Consider the following 17,619-nt stretch of genomic DNA (forward strand, 5'->3'; position numbering starts at 1 on the left):
TAGGTCTCAGGTAACATTCGCGTCACCGACACGACGCGGTTTCGAGAGGACGAAATCGAGCGCGGTTATTCGAGCGCCGCGTCGAACGCTTGCTGGAGGTCGGCCTTCAAGTCCTCGACGTTCTCGATGCCGATGCTCGCCCGAATCAGGCCGTCACGAAGCCCCGCCGCCACGCGCTCCTCCTTGGGAATCGCGGCGTGGGTCATGGTCGCCGGTTGCTCGATGAGGCTCTCGACGCCGCCCAGACTCTCGGCGAGCGTGAAGACCTCGGTCTCGCTCACTACGTCGGCGGTCTCCTCCAAGGAGGCGTCCATCTCGAAACTGACCATCCCGCCGAAGTCGTCCATCTGCTCGCTGGCGAGGTCGTGGTCCGAGTGCGATTCGAGACCGGGGTAGTAGACGCGCTGAACGTCGTCGTGGCCCTCCAACCACTCGGCGAGCGTCCGGGCGTTCTCGCAGTGGCGGTCCATCCGGACCGGGAGGGTCTTGGTCCCGCGGAGGACGAGGAAACACTCGTGGGGACCGGGTGTCGCGCCGACGCTGTTCTGGTAGAATCCGAACTTCTCGTCTAGCTCCTCGTCGTCGGTGACGAGCGCGCCGCCCACCACGTCGGAGTGGCCGCCCATGTACTTCGTCAGCGAGTGGGTCACGAGGTCAGCGCCGAGTTCGAGCGGGCGCTGAAGGTACGGCGTGGCGAAGGTGTTGTCCACCGCGCAGAGGGCGTCGTAGTCGTCGGCGATGTCGGCGGTGCCCTCGATGTCCACGACGTTGAGCAGGGGGTTGGTCGGCGTCTCGACCCAGACCAGTTCCGTGGCGTCCCGCATCGCAGACTCGGTCTCGTCTAAATCGGTCATGTCCACGAAGTCGAATTCGAGGTCGTACTGCTCGTAGACCTGCGTGAAGATGCGGTGGGTCCCGCCGTACACGTCCTCGCTGGCGACCACGTGGTCGCCGGATTCGAGGAGATTCAGGACGGTGTTGATAGCCCCCATCCCGCTGGAGAACGCTCGGCCGTACTCGCCGCCTTCGAGGCTGGCGACGTTCTCCTCCAAGTCGGTCCGCGTGGGGTTGCCGGTCCGGGAGTACTCGTAGCCCCGATGTTCGCCCGGTGCGTCCTGCTTGTACGTCGAGTTGGCGTGAATCGGAGTCATGAGCGCCCCGGTCTCCTCGTCGGGTTCCTGTCCGGCGTGAATCGAGCGCGTCTCGAATCGGAACTCGTCGTCGTCGTCGTCGGTCATGGGCGAACCGACGAACGGACGGCAGGTTACTCTTGCCCTTTGGGTACGTCCCGCCGGAGACGACGCTCGGGAACGACACTTTCGGGTCCCCCGCGAAGCGCGAACGTGCCATTTATAACGGAGACAGAACAAGAGGGTGGTACGACTATGCCGAGTTCGAACGGACCCTACCACAGCACTCGTAACAAGCTCTCGAACGACCCCCGCGAGAGCGGTACGTCTCCGCCCCAGCGGGCCGTCCAGCAGTACGAGGAGGGCCAGAAGGTCCACCTCAAAATCGACCCGAGCGTCGAGAAAGGCCGCTTCCACCCGCGCTTCGGCGGCCAGACCGGCGAAATCGTCGGCAAACAGGGCGAGGCCTACAAGGTCGCCATCAGCGACCGCGGCAAGGACAAGACCCTCATCGTCACCCCCGCGCACCTGAAAGCGCAGGAATAGCATGACGATATTCAAGGAGAAGGTCGAGGAGGAGTACCTGACCACGGCGGAAGCCAAAGAGCTACTCTCGGACGTCGAGCAGGAGCGCGCGCTGGACGAGGACCGAGAGATGCGCTACGAACTGGCCCGCGCCATCGAACACGTCAACCGGTTCGCCACGCTCGACGCCGAGGAGTCCCGCGAACTCGTCTCGGACCTCCTCGAACTCGAGAAGGTGGACGAACCGACGGCGCACAAAATCGCCGACATCCTCCCGAAGGACCGCGACGAACTCCGCGCGGTGTACGCTCAGGAACGGTACACCCTCTCGGGTGACGAACTCGACGACATCCTGAACGTCGTCGCCAAGTACGACTGATTGCCACCAACTCTTTAAGTAGTTCGTCGGCGTATTCGATGACAATGAGCGAACAGAACGACGGCGAAGCGCAGGTCCCCGCGGTCGTGCTGGACTACCTTCCGCACGGCCGCGCCGACGACGACCGGCCACAGTATCAGAAGCCAGCCCTCGCCTACGCCCTCGGTATCGAGGAGTTCCGGCTATTCGAGGTGACCCTCGAGGAGGACGTGAGTCTCACCATCACCGACCGGTTCGACGCGGACTCGGCCGACGAACTCGTGGCAAACGTCCGGGAAATCGAGTACGACGACCTCTCCGGGGCGGCCCAGTCGGAACTCGAACACGCCATCCGGGACGTGGTGGAGTCGAACGAACGGCGATTCGTGGACTTCTACAACGACGCCCAACCCATCACCCTCCGCCTCCACCAGCTTAATCTCCTGCCCGGAATCGGCAAGAAACTGCGCAACAACGTCCTCGAACAGCGAAAACGCAAGCCCTTCGAGAGCTTCGAGGACCTAGAGAACCGCGTGTCGGGCCTCCACGACCCCGACGAGGTGTTGGTCGAGCGAATTTTAGAGGAACTGCGGGAGGACGACCTGAAGTACCGGACGTTCGTGCGCGTCGAGGAACAGCAGGGATAGCGTCGAGGAGTCCGGTTCTCTTTCGTCCCGTTCGCGGTTGTCGGTTCGGCATTCTATGCAACTGTGAAAGCAATCAAAAGTTGTGTTAAAGAAATCCAAAGGGTATGCAGAACGTTCTGTTTGAAACGACGGAACAATTGCCAAGAACACGATGGCGGAGGTGAACGTTTCTTGAAGCCCTCGGTCGCTCGCGTTGTCTTGTGGTGATTCGAGGGACGAACCGCAGAGCAGGCGTGATGGTGTCCTCTCGAAGCCCCCGCCCGGTCGCGGTCGCTCCACCCCACCCACGTCGGTTGGTCAGTCGAGCGTTCGCTGTCGGCCGAGTTACCGAGGAGTCCGCGGTAGTCGGCCGGCCCGTCGTAGCCTCCGCCGAGTCACCCGGCGTATCTTTATTATAAACAATGACATAGTTCTGCGGGCGAACCATGACCGGAATAACCTACGAGGACTTCCTCGACCTCGACTACGACCCGGCCGACACCGACCTCGTCTGCGAGTTCTACGTCGAACCCGCCGCCGACATGGACATGGAGTCTGCGGCCAGCAGAGTCGCCTCCGAGAGTTCCAACGGCACGTGGGCCGAGTTGCAGGTCGAAGGCTCGGTCCGGGATTTGAGCGCCACCGCCTGCGACATCGACGGGAACTCGGTGACAGTGGCCTATCCCGACGCCCTATTCGAGGCCGGAAACATGCCCCAAGTCCTCTCGTGCATCGCGGGCAACATCCTCGGGATGAAAGCCGTCGAGCGCATCCGCCTCCGGGACTGCGACTGGCCCGAGAAGTTGACCACCTCTTTCCCCGGTCCCCAGTTCGGCACGAGCGTCCGCGAGGAAATCTTCGACGCCGGGAATCGGCCCATCACCGCGACGGTGCCCAAACCCAAAGTCGGCCTGACCACCGACCAGCACGTCCAAGTCGGCTACGAGGCGTGGACTGGCGGCATCGACCTCCTGAAGGACGACGAGAACTTGACCGACCAAGATTTCAACCCCTTCGAGGAGCGCCTCAAGCGAAGCCTCGAAAAGCGCGACCAAGCCGAGGACGAGACCGGCGAGAAAAAGAGCTATCTGGTCAACGTCACCGCCGAGGCCGGCGAGATGCTGGACCGCGTGGATATGGCGGCCCGACAGGGGTGTGAGTACGTCATGGTGGACGTGATTACGACCGGGTGGTCTGCGGTCCAGCAAGTCCGCGAGCGGTGCGAGAAGCATGGACTCGCCATCCACGCCCACCGGGCGATGCACGCCGCCTTCGACCGCATCGACACCCACGGCGTCTCGATGCGCGTCATCGCTCAAGTCGCCCGCCTCTGCGGCGTGGACCACATCCACACCGGCACCGCGGATTTGGGCAAACTCGAAAACGAGGACACCGTGGGCATCAACGAATGGCTCTACTCGGACCTCTACGGCCTGAACGACGTGCTTCCGATGGCCTCGGGCGGCCTACACCCCGGTCTCGTCCCGGAACTCGTCGAGCGGTGTGGTACCAACATCGGGATTCAGGCCGGTGGCGGCATCCACGGCCATCCCGACGGCACCCACGCCGGGGCCAAGGCGCTCCGGCAGGCCATCGACGCGACGATGGAAGGCGTCGTCCTTGACGAGTACGCCGACGACCATCCCGAACTCGCGTCGGCGCTCGACCAGTGGGGCACCGAGACCCCGCGATAGCCGAGCGAGCAGTCCGACCACGCCCGGTTCGCGTCGCTCGTCGCTTTTCGTGAGGAGTCGGGAGACGCCGGTCCCCGAAAGTGACACTCGGCCCGGAAACTGACAGAACGTGGTCGTGTCTCCCCCGAAGGATATATTTCGAAGAATATATAATAAATAATAATATCCAGACACTAATCAATAACCCAAGGTATTAAATCGTGTTGAAATATATGAGAAAATGGAATGTCGGAGAACCAGCAGAAACGCAGTCCACCGGAGCGCGCCACGCCGCGGGACGGTCCCCGTCGGCGGCGTCTCATCGGCGAGGCCGAGACGGCGAGCGAGGCAGTCGTCGCCGCAGTTGCGACCGCCGAGGACGCCGAGAAGGACGCGCTTCCGCCCCTCGGCGACCGTTTCGACACCGAATCCCTCGACCGGTTGGTCGATGCCGAAACCCGGTCGCCATCGGCCGGACTGGTTTTCACCCGGACCGAGGACATCCCGACCGAAATCGAGGTCACCTTCGAGTACGCCGACTACGACGTGACGGTCTCCGACAACTACGTCGTCCTCGAATAGGTCGGGCCTCGAACGGGGTCGGTCCTCGGCGGCAGTCCCGCCGAGATATGTACAATCGGCGTTTGAGTTTACAGAAAGACCTTTGAAACGGACGAGAAAGAGTCGGATATGAACCGACGCGCCTTCCTCCAGCGTACCGGCGGACTGGCAACCCTCGCGGGACTCGCTGGCTGTCTCGGCACCACCAGCGACTCTCCGCCCGGCGACGACGCCGAAACCGACGAGACGACGACCGGCGCGGCCGACGACTCGACCACCACCGAGCGATTCTCCGGCGTCCGGTCGGACCACGGCGAACCCTTCCGGACGATTTCGGTCGGGAGTCGAGATGCGGTCGCTTTCCCCGACAACAACCGACCCCGAGAAATCCGAGTCTGGAACGCCGCCGACGAGGCCCGCGACATCGACCTCCAGATTTCCCGTGATGCGGAGATTCTGGTAGACCGGACCGTCGAGTTCGCGGCCGACGCCTACCTCGAAGTCGCCCTAAACGAACCCGCGGACCACAGCGTCTCGGTCGGCCTCGCGGACGGGAACGCGACCACCTTCGGCGTCGAGCGAACGTCCTTCGACTGCAACTCGGCCGGAACCGACGTGGGCGTCATGCCCGACGGCCGGGTCGAAACCATGTCGATGTCCACGGCGATGGGGTGTCCTCGCCCGAAAGTCGCGGGAACCGACCTCTCGGTCGGGCAGGGAACCTGCGGCAAGGAACACAGCGCATCGGTCGCCTTCGAGGACGAGGCGGTCCGGGTCGATGGAACAGTCCGAACGCCGACCCCCGACTCGGGCCTCGAACTCGCCGACGCCGCCTACGACGCCGAAACCGGCGCGCTCACGCTCCGGGTCCGAGCGACCGGAAGCGACAACGACGGCGGGGGCGTCGGCGTCCAGTGCGTGGGCGAGGTCCCCTACGAGGCGACGATTGGGTTCGACCACGGGTGGTCCTCCTCGGTGGTCGTCGTCCACGACAGCATGGACGAGACGACCGAAGTGACGCGAGTCGAGCGCGGGTCGGCCTGATTCACCCCAACTGAATTCTGCCGCCGAGGACCGAGTTCACCACCGCGCCGAGCAGGACGATAGCGCCAGCGAAGTAGAGCCACGTCAACAGGAGCAGGACCGCGCCGATGACTCCGTAGGCCTGATACCGCCCGGCGTTGGCGAGGTAGAACTGGAACAGCACTTGGAGGACGACCCATCCGACTCCGGCGACGACCGCACCGGGAATCGCCTCCCGGACCGACATCTCGACCGGCGGGAGGACGTAGTACAGCGGCAGGAAGGCGACGACGAGGCCCGCGACGAGCGCCAGATTCCCGAGGAGGTTCGGGAAGGGCACCGACGAGGCCACTGAGGGCGTCCGCAGGATGTAGCCGACAGCGACCATCAGCGCGACGGCGACGACGACCAGTCCGATGGTCACCCCGCCGTCGACTATCTGCTCGACCAGCGAGGGGTCTTTCTCGGTACCGTAGGCCTCCGAGAAGGCGATGTCGAGGCCTCGGAACAACTTGAGCGCGCTCCACGCCACGGTGGCGAACCCGACGATGCCAGCGCCGGTCCGGCCGGTCGAACTCGTCAGCGCCTGCTGGAGGACGCGCTCGCCGGACGTGGACAGTGAACTCGCCACCTGCTGGACGAGGAACTCCGCAAACGCTTGTCCGCCGACGATGCTTCCGACGACGATAGTGAGCAGTGCCAGCGGAATCAGCGAGACGAAGGCGTAGTAGGCGACACTCGCCGCCAAGAACGTGATGTTCCGGTCCCGAGCGACATTCACGACCCGTTTGAGGTGGCTCTGGGAAGTAGCCATGGATGTACCTGTAGACGCTATCCACGCCTAAAGGCGGTACGGCCCCCATTTCGGACGTTTGTGCCGGTCGGGGTTTACTGTGTCGTCGTCTCGTTCCCGCCAGCAGTCGTCGTCTGGTTTCCGCTCGGCGTCGGCGTCGTCTCGGGTGGCTCCGAGGTTTCGATACTGAGTCGGTTGAGTCCGTCACAGGCCTCGGCCGACGAGACGCGGTACCAGTCGCCGAGTTGGATTTCCGTGACATCCCCGGTCGCCTGAGTCGTTTCGGCCATCTCTGTCGTTGTTTCGCCAACTTCTGTCGTTGTTTCACCCATCGCCGTCGTCGTTTGGTCCTGCATCGCACCTTCCGTCGTAGTCTCGGTCATGCCGCCGCCGCCGGCAGTCGTCGTCTCCAGCAGGTCCTCGGCGAGTGCGGACTGGGGTGCCAGCAGACCGCGGAACCCGAGGTCCGCCCCACCCCGAAACGCCCGAACGATGAACAGTTGATACTCCTGCGGTTGGTCGCCGTCGAGGCAGGCCGCCGGCACCGTCTCGGTGGCCGGTTCGCCGAAGGGGTCGCGCGGCCGGAACCGCACCCGGAACAGGTCGTCGGCCTGTAGGCTGTAACTGAAGAACGTCGGCGCGTCTCCCTCGGCCTGCGTCGTCGTCTCTTGGGCCGACACGCCGTTCATCGTGAGTCCGGCGAGTCCGAGGAGACCGACTGCGCCGCCGGCCTTGAGCAAGTCGCGTCGTCTCGGTGCGTCGTTCGTTTTCGCGTCGTCGGGTGCCATGGTCGAACGCTCACTGCGTTCGGTCTTATAGGAGACCGACCGTTTGGACGGCCATCACGGCGTAACTCCCGAGAACACTCGTTACGGTCGGGGCATCTGGATTATCCGCGGGAAATCCCGGATTTCCCGGCGTGGCTCCTCGGTCCTCGCGGTGAAACCCGACTCGAAATCGACCTCTTAAGCGCCGTCCGAGTCGGTCGGCGGTTCGGCGGGTTCGAGCGACAGTCGAGCGAGACCGTTGCACTTCGACATGGCCGTCACGCGATACCACCCGCCGACTCGTATCGCCGGGAGCGCCCCTCCCGTGGCGGTTTCTGTGGTCGCGGCCTTCTCGATGGTCGCGGTCCCGTTTCCGGGCGAGGAGGTTGTCGTCTCGTTCGTCGCAGTCGTCGTTTCGGTCGTCCCGGTCTCCACGGTATCCGGCGGGAAAAACACGCCCTCGTAGCCGAGTTGGATACCGTTTCGGTCCGCTCGGACGACGAACGCCCCGAACTCTCGGGGTCCGTCTTCGAGGCACTCCGCCGGGATTCGCTCGGTCGCGGGGTCACCCTCCGGAGTGCGGATTCGTGACCACACCCGAAAGCGGTCCCCGGATTGGAGGCTGTAGCTGAACGCGTAGGCAGTCTGCTGGCGCTGTTCGGTCGTCTGGTCCTGCGCCGAGACGCCGCCGACCGACCACCCGAACGCGGCGAGACCGCCGGCCGCGCCCGCTCGGAGAACGTCGCGTCGTCGCAGAGAGTCGAGGTCCGGCATGGCCGAACTACCGACCCATCGCGGCTTATAGCGTCCGGGCCGTTTACGCCGTCCGTCGCGGACTAACCCGACGGAATTCGCGTTACCGGGCGAAAGTTGCAATTGTCGTCGGAAAACCGTCGAAGTCGTCAGTCCCAGAACGATTGCGTCCGGGCGTACTGCCGTTCCTGCTCCAGAATATCGCGGTAGAACTCGTCTTCGTCCTCGCGGAGTTTGGCGATGATTCGGGCCGCGTTCCGGGGGCCGACGCCGCGGGCCGCCAGCGCGACGACTGCCTGCTTGCCGTGGCTCTGGACCAGATTCCCGGCCTTGTGAGCGCGCCGGGTCATCTTCTCCTGTTCGTCGTCTTTCTCTGATGCCCGGACCGCTTTGACCACCTCGTCGGCCCACGGGTTCAGCGCGGCGATGCGGGTCGAACTGCACTCGGGACACTTCGGTTGGTCCCGGACCCGCCGGACCGGTTTCTTGTACTTCCAGTCCTCGCAGTGGAGACAAACGAGGAGAACGTCGTCGTCTCGAATCCGGTCCTTGACGGTCTGGATGACGCTGGCGTCGGCGTTCTCCGGCGCGAGAAGTTCCCGACCCGACGACCGCCCGCCGGTACCGATTGGGGTGCGCCCGCCGGTCGTCACGACTTCGAGGTCTCCCTCGCGGATTCGCCCGAGGACTTCGCCGGCCTCCTCGACCGCCAAGTCGTCGTGGAAGACTTCGCGGACCGCCTCGTCGTACATCGGGGTGTCCTCCAAGGCCGCCATCAGACGGCTTATCCCCGGTCCAGAGGCCCCGCTCGCGCCCTGCCAGTTCCGGAGCGCGCCGAACTTGGCGGCGACCTGTGAAAGCTTGAACTTCAGCGAATCGGAGTGCTTGAGGCTCAACTCGATGATGGCCTCGACGTGTTCGGGGTCGGTCTCCCGGAGGACCGCCGCGACTTCTTGACCGTTCACTTTCGCCGGCACGTCCAACTCGATCCGGTAGGGGTCCACTTCGAGGCCGACCGACGACCCGGTGCGCTGGCCGACCAGCGACGAGAGAACCCGACCGAGCGTCTCGTTGACCTTGTGGCCGAAGCAGGCGTTCAGGACCACGGTGTTGGCGGCGTGTTCGACCACGATTCGGTCGGCGGTCGGGAGCGGGGCCTCGGCCTCCGCGTGGCGGTCCATCTGCGAGAGGGCCTCGCTCGCGGTGTACTCGTCGGTCGGGTAGCGATTCGTGAACTCGCGGGCCACGCCCTCTCGGGGTGCGCCGCGCTCGAACTGCGGCCCGGCCACCGCGCGCATCTCGCCGACCTCTTGGGCCACCTCGCGGGGGACCGGTATCTCCTCGCCGACCCACGAGGGAATCTCGCCGCCGGGGTCCTCGATTGGCGAGACTTTGACGGCCTCGTCGTCGTCGTCAACCTCGGTGATGCGCCACATCTCGCCGCGCTGGACGAACACCTCGCCGGGTTGGGCGAAGTTGACCACGAACCGCTCGTCCAGCGTGCCGACCTGCGACCCCGAGGCGATGTCCTCGACGGTGTACTTCTGCTCGTCGGGAATCATCGAGAGGTTGGCGTAGAAGTACTGCCACGTCTGGCTGGATTTTTCGAGACGGTCGTCCTGTTCGTCCAGCCACACCAACCGATTGCTCTTTAATTCGCGGCAGACCTCCTTGAACTCGGCTTCTGCGAGGTCCCGGAAGGGGTAGGCCCGAGTCACGATGTCGTAGGCCCGCATCGCCGAGAGGTCGCCGAAGTCCATCACGAGGCCGACGATTTGGTTCGCCACGGTGTCCAGACTCCCGTCGTGAATCTCGGCGTCCTCGACTTCCCCCTGCTTGGCCCGGCGGGCGATGGCGAGGGCTTCGAGGGTGTCGTCGGGGTGCTTGGTGACGATGGTTCCGTGAGAGACCTCCTCGGAGCGGTGGCCCGCCCTGCCGACTCGCTGGAGGAGGCGGGCGACCTCTCGGGGACTCGAATACTGGACTACGTGGTCGATTCGGCCAACGTCGATGCCCAACTCCATCGAGGAGGTACAGAGCAGGGCGTCGATTTCGCCCGCCTTGAATCGGTCCTCCACGTCGATGCGGGCCTCCTTCGACAGCGACCCGTGGTGGACGCCGATGTTGGCGTCGAGTTCTTTGAACCGCGACCCGAGGGCCTCGGCGGTCTGGCGCGTGTTGACGAAAATCAGGGTCGAGTCGTGGTTTTCGGCGATTTCCCGGATGGTCCGGACGTGGCTGGCGACCGACTCGTCGGTCACGAGTTTCCCCGCGAGTCGGTCGTCCTCGTCGGTAATCTCGGGTTCGCGGACCTCGAACTCGACCTTGCTCCCCACGTCAACCTCCACGATTTCGGGGTCGTCGCGTTCGGCAGGGTCGCCGACGAGGAAGCGCCCGACCTCCGCCGGGTCGCCGACCGTCGCGGACAAGCCGATGCGCTGGAAATCGCCCGCCAACTCGCGCAGACGCTCCAGTCCGATGGTCAACTGCGCGCCCCGCTTGGCGCTGGCGAGTTCGTGAACCTCGTCCACCACGACGTGATGCACGTCTTCGAGGGCCTGCCGGAGTTTCGACCCCGTGAGCATCGCCTGCAAAGTCTCGGGCGTCGTCACCAGCACGTCGGGCGGGTCGTTGGCCTGCTTCTGGCGCTGGTAGTCGGTGGTGTCGCCGTGGCGCACGTCCACGTCCAAATCGAGTTCTTCGCCCCACCACTCCAGTCGCTGGCGCATGTCCCGGTTCAGCGCCCGGAGAGGAGTGATGTAGAGCGCCGAGATGCCGAATCGGGGACCGTCCTCGGTCTGGTTCCGAGCAATCGCGTCGAGGACGGGGAGCATCGCCGTCTCGGTCTTGCCGGTCCCGGTCGGCGCAATGACCAGCGCGTGTTCGCCCCGCGAGAGCGTCGGGATGGCCCGCCGCTGTGGCTCCGTGGGCGTCGAGAACCCGCGTTCGGAGAGGGCCGAACGGACCTCCTCGCCGAGTTGCGCGAAGGCCGCAGAACCGGCGGCCGCTGAATCACTCATCGGTCGTTTTTAACTGTTAGAGGGTGATAAGCGCGTTGCCTGCGGAAACTGACGGGTCTCGTTTCGTTGGAGTTCCGAGCCGATTCGTGGGTCTGTACTGCAACTGCACCGTGGGCCTCGCGCGTGGCGCGTCGCCCGCAGACGCCGCACTCCACACGCGCCGAGGTTGGAAATAAATGTCTATGTTTATACTGTCTTTAGATTGCTCGAAAGTGGATTTTGAATCCCCTGACCGCTCGTTGTTCCAGTGGGAATATATAGCAAACTTCGTTCGCCGGTGGTTGTGAGAATCGCTAACAGGCGTGCCGCCGATTCAGACCGCCCGAACACGTTCGGCAGAAAGTATACACCCGTAACGCGTTCAAATTTAGCCGACGCCGGTCCGCCACGACCGGGAATCGAGTCACGACTGAACCCCTGTCGCCGAAATAGCGACGAACCCAACGACACGAATCACGAATGTCTGCAGGAGAGACCCTCTACCATCGACTAGGCGGAAAAGAACAGATTTCGAGCATCGTAGACGCGTTCTACGAACGAGTGCTGGCCGACGATTCGGTCGCCCAGTTCTTCGAGGACGTAGACATGGCGGCCCAACGCGCCCACCAGACGCAGTTCCTGAGCGCGGTGGCCGGCGGGCCGGTCGAGTACGACGGCCAAGACATGCGCGAGGCCCACGAGGGAATGGGCATCGAACCCCACCACTTCGCGGCCATCGCCACCCACCTCGAGGCCGCGCTCCGGGAGTTCGACGTGCCCGACGACGACGTACAGGCCATCATGTCGGAGGTCGCGGCGCTGGAAGACGACGTGGTTCTCCAGTAGCGACTGCCGACGACGCGCTTCCGACAAGCGTTCGCGGGAAGGCTTTTGTCCACAGGCGGCGGAGGCGGTACCATGGAGACGAAAGTCTACTTCCGAGAGACCCAAGCGTTCGACCAGCGGTGGCTCTGGGGACTCCTCGGATTCGGGGCACTCGCCGACCTCGTGAACCTCGCGCGGGGCAAGCGGTCGGCCCGCGAGACGGTGACGCGACTCGCCGCGCTCGGGGCCGCCGCGCTCGTCCTCCGGGTTGCCACGCTCCAGACCGAGGTCCGCGGCGACGGCCTCTACGTCCGGTTTGCGCCCTTCCACCGGTCGGCAAAGCGCATCCCCCTCTCGGACCTCGCCGACGTGCAGGAGACCGGCTACAGTCCGATGCGCTACGGCGGGTGGGGCATCCGGTGGAGTCCGCAGGGCATCGCCTACACCGTCAGCGGCAAGAGCGGTGTCCGAATCGAGCGGACCGGCGGCAAGTCGATGTTCGTCGGGTCCGACCGCCCGGACGAACTCGTCGCGGCGGTCCAAGAAGCGACCGAGCGAACGGTCTGAACACCGGCGACCGCTCGTGGGGCCGAAATGAGATTTTTCCTCGTCAACAAAACAAATAGTGGGTGAGAGCCAGTGTCTGCTGGGGCACCCTCCGAGGACTAAACCGCCGCGTAGGCCCCTAACCTCGTCCCGTCGAGGAGATACGCCTGTCCGTCGGCCAACCCCTCGGGCAGGAAGGGAGCCAGAAACCCCTGTCCGTCGACGTTGACCCACGTCGCGCCCACGAGTTCGTTGAACGCCGGGAAGACGATTAGCTCCGCGCCGTCACGAATTGACTCTCCTCCGCCGCTCTCGCGCTCGGCGAAGGGCCGCTCCGAGAGCGGCCCCCTCAGCCAGACGCGCTCGACCCGACTACCGCCCACTTCGTCTTCGAGTCTGACCGCGGGATGCTCGTGGCCGACGCAGACGGTTTCGCTGTCCAGCACTTCCGGCGCGGGCCACGTGTGACCGTGGGCGAATCCCACGTCGCCGAGTCGAACCCCCGCGCCGTTGGTGACTTCGAGGTCGGCCCACGACTCGATGGCCCCGTCGTGGTTGCCCTTGACCAGCGTCGCGGGGACGCCCCGGTCGTCGAGTGCTTCGAGGAGAACCTCGATTTCGCCGCGCTCGGCCCCGCCGGGGTCGCCGATGGCGTGCATCAGGTCGCCGAGGAAAATCACGCGGTCCGCGCCGGTTTCGGCGACTAGCGAGACGAGGCGCTGGCGGCGCTGTTCGGCCCGGCTATCGAGCGAGACGCCCTCGGCGCGGAGCGCCTGCTCGATGCCGGCGTGGAAGTCCGCGACCACCAGCGCCCGGTCCGGGTCCGGACCGGATTCGAGGGTGGCGACTGCGACTGGCTCGCCGGGAACCGGCTCGACCAGCGCCATCAGATTGGCTTGAGGGTGTCCTCGCCCGACTCGTAGCACCGGCCGGACATCAGCGCGGATTCGAGCGCGTCGTCCACGTCGGCGGGAGTCACGTCGTAGTCGTCCACGACCGCCGCCAGCAGGGTCTCGCGGCCGACGCCGTCGCCCTCGTTCAACTCGCGCATCGTGTCCATCACGGTTTCTTCGAGGTTCGCGGGCACGTCGCCCTCGCCGGAGTCGGCGTCGGTTTCGCCGGCGTCCCCGGTTTCGGGTTCGGTTTCGGCCTCGGCTTCGTCGGCGGAGGCCGGTTCGGCATCTCGCAGTTCCTCGGTCTCAGTCTCGTCGCCGGTCGGTTCGGGGGCCGGTTCGGCCGACTCGCCCGCCGCGCCCTCGTCGGGGTCGGGCACGTCGATGTCGGCGTCGCCGGGGTCGCCGACCTCGGACCCGGACGAGAATTCGAGGCCGTACTCCTCCTCGACCTCCTCGCGCTCGTCTTGGTCGAACTCGTACATCTCGTCGCCAGCGCCGGCGGTGCCGATGTCCGGGCCGTCGTCCTCAGCGTCGGTCTCCGGGGAGAACGCCTCGTCGGTCGAGGACTCGTCTCCGGTCTCGACGGTCGGCGGTTCGTCGTCGCCGATTTCGTCCTGTAACTCGGCGGCGTCGTCCGCGTCCTCGACCTTCGTGGTCTCGGTGTCGGTCTCCGCAGGTTCGCCCGCCTCGGTCTCGACGGTGCTGGTCGGGGCCTCGCCGAGGCCGGTGTCGTCCTCGGCGGTCGTCCCGGTAGTTGTCTCGGTTTCCGGTTGGGTGGCTGTCTCAGCTTCCGGTTCGGCGGCCGTCTCGCCCGCCGATTCAGCGGCCGTCTCGGTTGCGGGTTCGGGTGCGTCCCCGAGACCGTCGTCCGTCTCCTCGGCAACTTCTTCAGTGCTTTCGGAAACAGTTTCCGTACTTTTGGAAACAGATTCCGTGTCTTCGGCAATCGATTCCGTTCTTTCGGTCGCCGCTGGCGTCGTTTCCGTGGCTTCGGTCGCCGGTTCTTCGCTCTCGGTCTCCAACTCCGAGATGTCGCCCGTCTCGCCCGCCTCGCCGTCGCCGATCAGCGAGTAGTCGAGACTGACGGCCACCTCGTCGCCGCCCTCGCCGGGCGCGAGTTCGAGCGGTCCCACGTCGTCGGCCGAAATCTCGCCCGCGACGACGCGGGCCGAGTCGATGGCGAGGTCCCAGACCTCCGCGAGGTAGGCTTTGGTCGTGCCGTAGTGGTCCAGCGCCAGCGGGATGCCCGAGGCCAGTCCCGAATCCACGGCGTTGGCCTCCAGCGCCACCCGGAGCGCGTCGCCGCGCTCGCCCGAGTCGATGGCGTCGGCGAACGTCGAGACCCGCGAGAGGGTCTGCTCGGCGGTCTGGACCACCCAGCGGTCCCGCGTCTCGGCGTCCACCTCGTTGATGGACTCGGGTCGAATCGAGGTGAACACCCGGTCGGAGTCCTCGGGTTGGAAAGTCCTCGCTTTGCCCGTCACCGCGACGAACGCGGGCGGGTTGGCGTTTTCGAGGAAGGCCATCTCGTCGGGTTGGTACTGGCCCGCGTAGAGGACGAACGCGCCGGTCGGGTCTACGACTCTGCCCCGAAGCACGTCGTCGCTGACCTGTTCGACTTCGGTCAGGACCCCGACCACGAACAGGCGATTGATTCGCGCGCCGGTCGGCGTAATCACGTAGTTGGGGGCGCGCTCCTCGTCGCTCTCGGAGTAGTCGAAGTTGGCGTCGTCGTACTCGCCAGCGAAGACGCGCCACGCGACTTCGCGTCTGCCCGCGCCGCCTTGGTCGGACCCGGAGTCGCCGTCACTCGCGCCGTTTCCGTTGGCACTCATTCTGCCACCTCCGCGAGGAGGGCCTCGGCACGCTCGGCCGGCGAATCGTCGGACACCGCGAACTCCGTGACTTCGAGGTTCGCGCCGTAGTCGTCAACCGAGAGGTTGCCCCGGACGCGGTACTCGTGGCCCACGATTCGCTCTCGAATCGCGTCGGCGACGACTTCCTTGTCCATGGCCTCGCGGGCCTGTTCCTTGGCGTCCGCGACGCCGCCGCCGTAGACCTCGGCGGTGCGCTCGTCGTCCAGCACCGCGGTCACGGTGCCGGTGCCGTCGTCGAGGATGGCCTTCACGCGCAGGTCGTCTTGGCCGTCAACGTCGCCGTGGCTTCGACACTGGCCGTTCTGGATGACCCGGCCGCACTCGGGGCACCGCTCGATGAGGCCCGACCCGTCGCGGACCGCCACGACGTTGCCGACGATTTCCACGTCGTAGGCCCCGCCGGTGCCGACCGCCTCGCTGACGGTCATCCGGGTGCCGGTGTCGCTGACTGCCAGTTCGCGGTCGAGGGGCGCAACCGACGTGAACTCCGAGAGGTTGACCGACGGGACCCCGCGGAACTCCCGGACGTACACGTCTTCGAGGCGCATCGTCGCGCCCTCTGCGACCTCGGGCCGGGCCTCCCAGTCGGTGAACGGGAGGCGGGCCGACTCGTCGGCGAGGACGCCACTCTTGATTTCGGTCTCGCCGTCTCTGCCGTCGATGGTCTTCTGCTCGACTTCGACCACCTCGACTTCGAGGGTGATGCCCCTGTCGCCGGGTTCGAGGTCCGCGAGGTCCGCGTCCCCGCCGACCGGGTAGGGCACGTCGATGTCGTCCTCGAAGGCGACGTTGGTACTCTCGCCGAGGTTCAACTCGGGGTCGCCTTCCCACTCGCGGACGCCGGCGTTGCCCGCCGTGATGGTGTCGCCCGCCGAGAGGCCGAAGTCCTCCCACGCGGTGTAGGAGATTTTCCCGGACTCGTCGGCGAGTTCGCCCTCGTGGATGACCTGCTCGTTGCCCTGATACCGAATCGAGCGCGTGCCCACCGTCAGCACCTTGCCGGTGACGGTGACACTGCTGTCGTCGGTCGATACGTCGGCGATGTCCACCTTCGAGGGGCCGTCGGAACTCCCGCCGCCATCGCCGTACTTTCGCCGGAGGCTCTGTTTGGCCTCCTCGACCGGCACGCTGTACTCTACTAAGTTTTCGAGGTCCGCCTTGACCTCCTCCTTGTCTACGCCGAGGTCGGAGGCTAGCTCCTCGGCATGGTCGTCCAAACTCATCACTCGAAGTTGGCCCGGATGGATTAAAAGTGTTCGTCACGGGGCCGAACCGTTGGGCGTTACCGGCGCGCGGCGGCGTCCGGCAATGCGTCCTCGCGGACCGCCGTGAGGATGTAGATGTCCTGCTCGGGCATCCCCGGCCTCTCGGCGACGACGCCGTACCCTCGTTCCGCGAGCAGTCGCTGGACCTCGTTGGTCGGCGCGTCCAAGTTACCGTGCGTCTCGACGATGATGACTCGCGGGTCGCTCTGGAGGTTCCGCAACACGGCCGTCTCGGCCCCCTCGCAGTCCATCTCCAGCACGTCGCACTCGGGGAGGGTTTCGGCCGAAATCGCCTCCGCCTCGCCCGTGACGCCGAAGACGTTCCGGTCCTCCTCAACTATCGCGTGGTTGACCGTCACGTCGTCCGCGACGTCGTTCACCTCGAGCGTCCGGTCGATGTTCGACAACTGTCGCTGGGCCGCCTCGTAGACGGTGACGTGGCCGTCGCCGTCCGCGACCGACTCGGCCGCGACAGTCGCCGAAACCCCCGCTCCGCCACCGAGAATCAGCACGTTGTCGTCGGGTTCGACGTGCGCCCGGAGCGCCGCGACGATTGGTTCCTCGTACTCGGGCTTGTCCTCCCACTTTTGGATGGTCGCCGCCGGCACGAACGAGTCCAAGACACGGCGCTCGTCCACCTTGACGCCGTTGTACTCGACGTACTCGCCGGACCGGGGGACGAACGGTCGCAGGAGTTCCTCGTACCCGAACTGGACGCCCATCTTCGCCGTCCCGACCACTCCCTCGTTCCGGAGACAGTCGGCCACGCCGTCGATAATCTGTCTCGAATTCAGCGACAGCGTTTTGCTTGCGCCCCACGCCGATTCGGCCGCGATACCGAGTGCAAACCCGATAACAGCGAGAATACCCGTTTTGAGCGTTTCCAACCGTGTTCCGTTTGATTCGTCTCGTAACATATCTCTCGGCTTTCTGCCGCCGTCCGGCAGATACGCGAACTCAGGGGAGCGGTCTCCTTTGTTATGGGCAAAGAATCGAAACGGT

At 65.4% G+C, this 17,619-nt stretch carries 17 protein-coding genes; 8 read left to right on the plus strand and 9 right to left on the minus strand.

Going from position 1 to position 17,619, the window contains the following annotated elements:
• Nucleotides 1-65: 65 nt before the first annotated feature.
• On the minus strand, nucleotides 66-1,238 hold the full coding sequence (locus P2T57_RS06140; RefSeq protein WP_276301607.1) for a cystathionine gamma-synthase: 1,173 nt from the start codon (nucleotides 1,236-1,238) through the stop codon (nucleotides 66-68).
• Between the two features lie 147 nt (nucleotides 1,239-1,385).
• Between P2T57_RS06140 and P2T57_RS06145 the strand changes: the two genes are divergently transcribed.
• The 6 genes from P2T57_RS06145 (at nucleotide 1,386) to P2T57_RS06170 (ending at nucleotide 5,917) form a co-directional block, all read left to right on the plus strand.
• Nucleotides 1,386-1,676, plus strand: a complete 291-nt coding sequence (locus P2T57_RS06145) for a 50S ribosomal protein L21e (protein ID WP_276301608.1) — start codon at nucleotides 1,386-1,388, stop codon at nucleotides 1,674-1,676.
• A 1-nt stretch (nucleotide 1,677) separates the two neighbouring features.
• Nucleotides 1,678-2,034, plus strand: a complete 357-nt coding sequence (locus tag P2T57_RS06150) for an RNA polymerase Rpb4 family protein (RefSeq protein WP_276301609.1) — start codon at nucleotides 1,678-1,680, stop codon at nucleotides 2,032-2,034.
• Nucleotides 2,035-2,078: 44 nt separating this feature from the next.
• Nucleotides 2,079-2,660 carry a DUF655 domain-containing protein gene (locus tag P2T57_RS06155; protein WP_276301610.1) on the plus strand — a complete coding sequence of 194 codons (582 nt, stop codon included), beginning with the start codon at nucleotides 2,079-2,081 and terminating at the stop codon, nucleotides 2,658-2,660.
• 425 nt (nucleotides 2,661-3,085) lie between these two features.
• Nucleotides 3,086-4,333, plus strand: coding sequence for a type III ribulose-bisphosphate carboxylase (rbcL, locus tag P2T57_RS06160; RefSeq protein WP_276301611.1), 1,248 nt, complete (start codon nucleotides 3,086-3,088; stop codon nucleotides 4,331-4,333).
• Nucleotides 4,334-4,558: 225 nt separating this feature from the next.
• Complete coding sequence (locus P2T57_RS06165) at nucleotides 4,559-4,894, plus strand: HalOD1 output domain-containing protein (RefSeq protein ID WP_276301612.1); 336 nt, start codon at nucleotides 4,559-4,561, stop codon at nucleotides 4,892-4,894.
• Between the two features lie 108 nt (nucleotides 4,895-5,002).
• The gene (locus P2T57_RS06170) at nucleotides 5,003-5,917 is read left to right on the plus strand and encodes a hypothetical protein (protein ID WP_276301613.1); all 915 of its coding nucleotides are present in this window, start codon (nucleotides 5,003-5,005) and stop codon (nucleotides 5,915-5,917) included.
• Nucleotide 5,918: 1 nt separating this feature from the next.
• On the opposite strand, the gene P2T57_RS06175 is transcribed toward P2T57_RS06170, so the two are convergent.
• From P2T57_RS06175 to P2T57_RS06190, 4 genes are all read right to left on the minus strand, one after another.
• Nucleotides 5,919-6,710, minus strand: coding sequence for a YihY/virulence factor BrkB family protein (locus P2T57_RS06175; RefSeq protein WP_276301614.1), 792 nt, complete (start codon nucleotides 6,708-6,710; stop codon nucleotides 5,919-5,921).
• A gap of 74 nt (nucleotides 6,711-6,784) precedes the next feature.
• Complete coding sequence (locus P2T57_RS06180) at nucleotides 6,785-7,477, minus strand: hypothetical protein (RefSeq protein ID WP_276301615.1); 693 nt, start codon at nucleotides 7,475-7,477, stop codon at nucleotides 6,785-6,787.
• 177 nt (nucleotides 7,478-7,654) lie between these two features.
• A complete protein-coding gene (locus tag P2T57_RS06185; RefSeq protein WP_276301616.1) occupies nucleotides 7,655-8,230 on the minus strand; it encodes a hypothetical protein in 576 nt (191 codons plus the stop codon).
• A gap of 128 nt (nucleotides 8,231-8,358) precedes the next feature.
• The gene (locus P2T57_RS06190; RefSeq protein ID WP_276301617.1) at nucleotides 8,359-11,229 is read right to left on the minus strand and encodes a DEAD/DEAH box helicase; all 2,871 of its coding nucleotides are present in this window, start codon (nucleotides 11,227-11,229) and stop codon (nucleotides 8,359-8,361) included.
• 459 nt (nucleotides 11,230-11,688) lie between these two features.
• Between P2T57_RS06190 and P2T57_RS06195 the strand changes: the two genes are divergently transcribed.
• On the plus strand, nucleotides 11,689-12,054 hold the full coding sequence (locus tag P2T57_RS06195) for a group I truncated hemoglobin (RefSeq protein ID WP_276301618.1): 366 nt from the start codon (nucleotides 11,689-11,691) through the stop codon (nucleotides 12,052-12,054).
• A gap of 72 nt (nucleotides 12,055-12,126) precedes the next feature.
• Nucleotides 12,127-12,600 (plus strand): hypothetical protein, encoded by a 474-nt coding sequence (locus P2T57_RS06200; RefSeq protein ID WP_276301619.1) that lies wholly within the window; start codon nucleotides 12,127-12,129, stop codon nucleotides 12,598-12,600.
• Nucleotides 12,601-12,698: 98 nt separating this feature from the next.
• Here P2T57_RS06200 and P2T57_RS06205 read toward each other — a convergent pair whose 3' ends face one another.
• Genes P2T57_RS06205 through P2T57_RS06220 form a run of 4 tightly spaced genes read right to left on the minus strand, consistent with a single transcriptional unit; the run spans nucleotide 12,699 to nucleotide 17,504 of the window.
• Entirely contained in the window at nucleotides 12,699-13,466 is a 768-nt protein-coding gene (locus P2T57_RS06205; RefSeq protein WP_276301620.1) for a metallophosphoesterase, read from the minus strand.
• Nucleotides 13,466-15,310 carry a hypothetical protein gene (locus P2T57_RS06210; protein ID WP_276301621.1) on the minus strand — a complete coding sequence of 615 codons (1,845 nt, stop codon included), beginning with the start codon at nucleotides 15,308-15,310 and terminating at the stop codon, nucleotides 13,466-13,468. The genes P2T57_RS06205 and P2T57_RS06210 overlap by 1 nt, the downstream gene beginning before the upstream one ends.
• Entirely contained in the window at nucleotides 15,307-16,575 is a 1,269-nt protein-coding gene (locus tag P2T57_RS06215) for a Single-stranded DNA binding protein (RefSeq protein WP_276301622.1), read from the minus strand. The genes P2T57_RS06210 and P2T57_RS06215 overlap by 4 nt, the downstream gene beginning before the upstream one ends.
• 59 nt (nucleotides 16,576-16,634) lie before the next feature.
• A complete protein-coding gene (locus tag P2T57_RS06220) occupies nucleotides 16,635-17,504 on the minus strand; it encodes an FkbM family methyltransferase (RefSeq protein ID WP_276301623.1) in 870 nt (289 codons plus the stop codon).
• Between the last annotated feature and the right edge of the window lie 115 nt (nucleotides 17,505-17,619).

It is taken from the genome of Halorussus lipolyticus (genome assembly GCF_029338375.1).
GTDB classification, from domain to species: Archaea; Halobacteriota; Halobacteria; order Halobacteriales; family Haladaptataceae; genus Halorussus; species Halorussus lipolyticus.

What these genes read in the sequence shown, in the direction of transcription:
- P2T57_RS06155 (WP_276301610.1), top strand. Translation starts at nt 2,079, where the DNA reads ATGAGCGAACAGAACGACGGCGAAGCGCAGGTCCCCGCGGTCGTGCTG.
- P2T57_RS06205 (WP_276301620.1), bottom strand. Translation starts at nt 13,466, where the DNA reads ATGGCGCTGGTCGAGCCGGTTCCCGGCGAGCCAGTCGCAGTCGCCACC.
- P2T57_RS06175 (WP_276301614.1), bottom strand. Translation starts at nt 6,710, where the DNA reads ATGGCTACTTCCCAGAGCCACCTCAAACGGGTCGTGAATGTCGCTCGG.
- P2T57_RS06170 (WP_276301613.1), top strand. Translation starts at nt 5,003, where the DNA reads ATGAACCGACGCGCCTTCCTCCAGCGTACCGGCGGACTGGCAACCCTC.
- rbcL (WP_276301611.1), top strand. Translation starts at nt 3,086, where the DNA reads ATGACCGGAATAACCTACGAGGACTTCCTCGACCTCGACTACGACCCG.
- P2T57_RS06165 (WP_276301612.1), top strand. Translation starts at nt 4,559, where the DNA reads ATGTCGGAGAACCAGCAGAAACGCAGTCCACCGGAGCGCGCCACGCCG.
- P2T57_RS06210 (WP_276301621.1), bottom strand. Translation starts at nt 15,310, where the DNA reads ATGAGTGCCAACGGAAACGGCGCGAGTGACGGCGACTCCGGGTCCGAC.
- P2T57_RS06200 (WP_276301619.1), top strand. Translation starts at nt 12,127, where the DNA reads ATGGAGACGAAAGTCTACTTCCGAGAGACCCAAGCGTTCGACCAGCGG.
- P2T57_RS06150 (WP_276301609.1), top strand. Translation starts at nt 1,678, where the DNA reads ATGACGATATTCAAGGAGAAGGTCGAGGAGGAGTACCTGACCACGGCG.
- P2T57_RS06190 (WP_276301617.1), bottom strand. Translation starts at nt 11,229, where the DNA reads ATGAGTGATTCAGCGGCCGCCGGTTCTGCGGCCTTCGCGCAACTCGGC.
- P2T57_RS06195 (WP_276301618.1), top strand. Translation starts at nt 11,689, where the DNA reads ATGTCTGCAGGAGAGACCCTCTACCATCGACTAGGCGGAAAAGAACAG.
- P2T57_RS06185 (WP_276301616.1), bottom strand. Translation starts at nt 8,230, where the DNA reads ATGCCGGACCTCGACTCTCTGCGACGACGCGACGTTCTCCGAGCGGGC.
- P2T57_RS06145 (WP_276301608.1), top strand. Translation starts at nt 1,386, where the DNA reads ATGCCGAGTTCGAACGGACCCTACCACAGCACTCGTAACAAGCTCTCG.
- P2T57_RS06215 (WP_276301622.1), bottom strand. Translation starts at nt 16,575, where the DNA reads ATGAGTTTGGACGACCATGCCGAGGAGCTAGCCTCCGACCTCGGCGTA.
- P2T57_RS06140 (WP_276301607.1), bottom strand. Translation starts at nt 1,238, where the DNA reads ATGACCGACGACGACGACGACGAGTTCCGATTCGAGACGCGCTCGATT.
- P2T57_RS06180 (WP_276301615.1), bottom strand. Translation starts at nt 7,477, where the DNA reads ATGGCACCCGACGACGCGAAAACGAACGACGCACCGAGACGACGCGAC.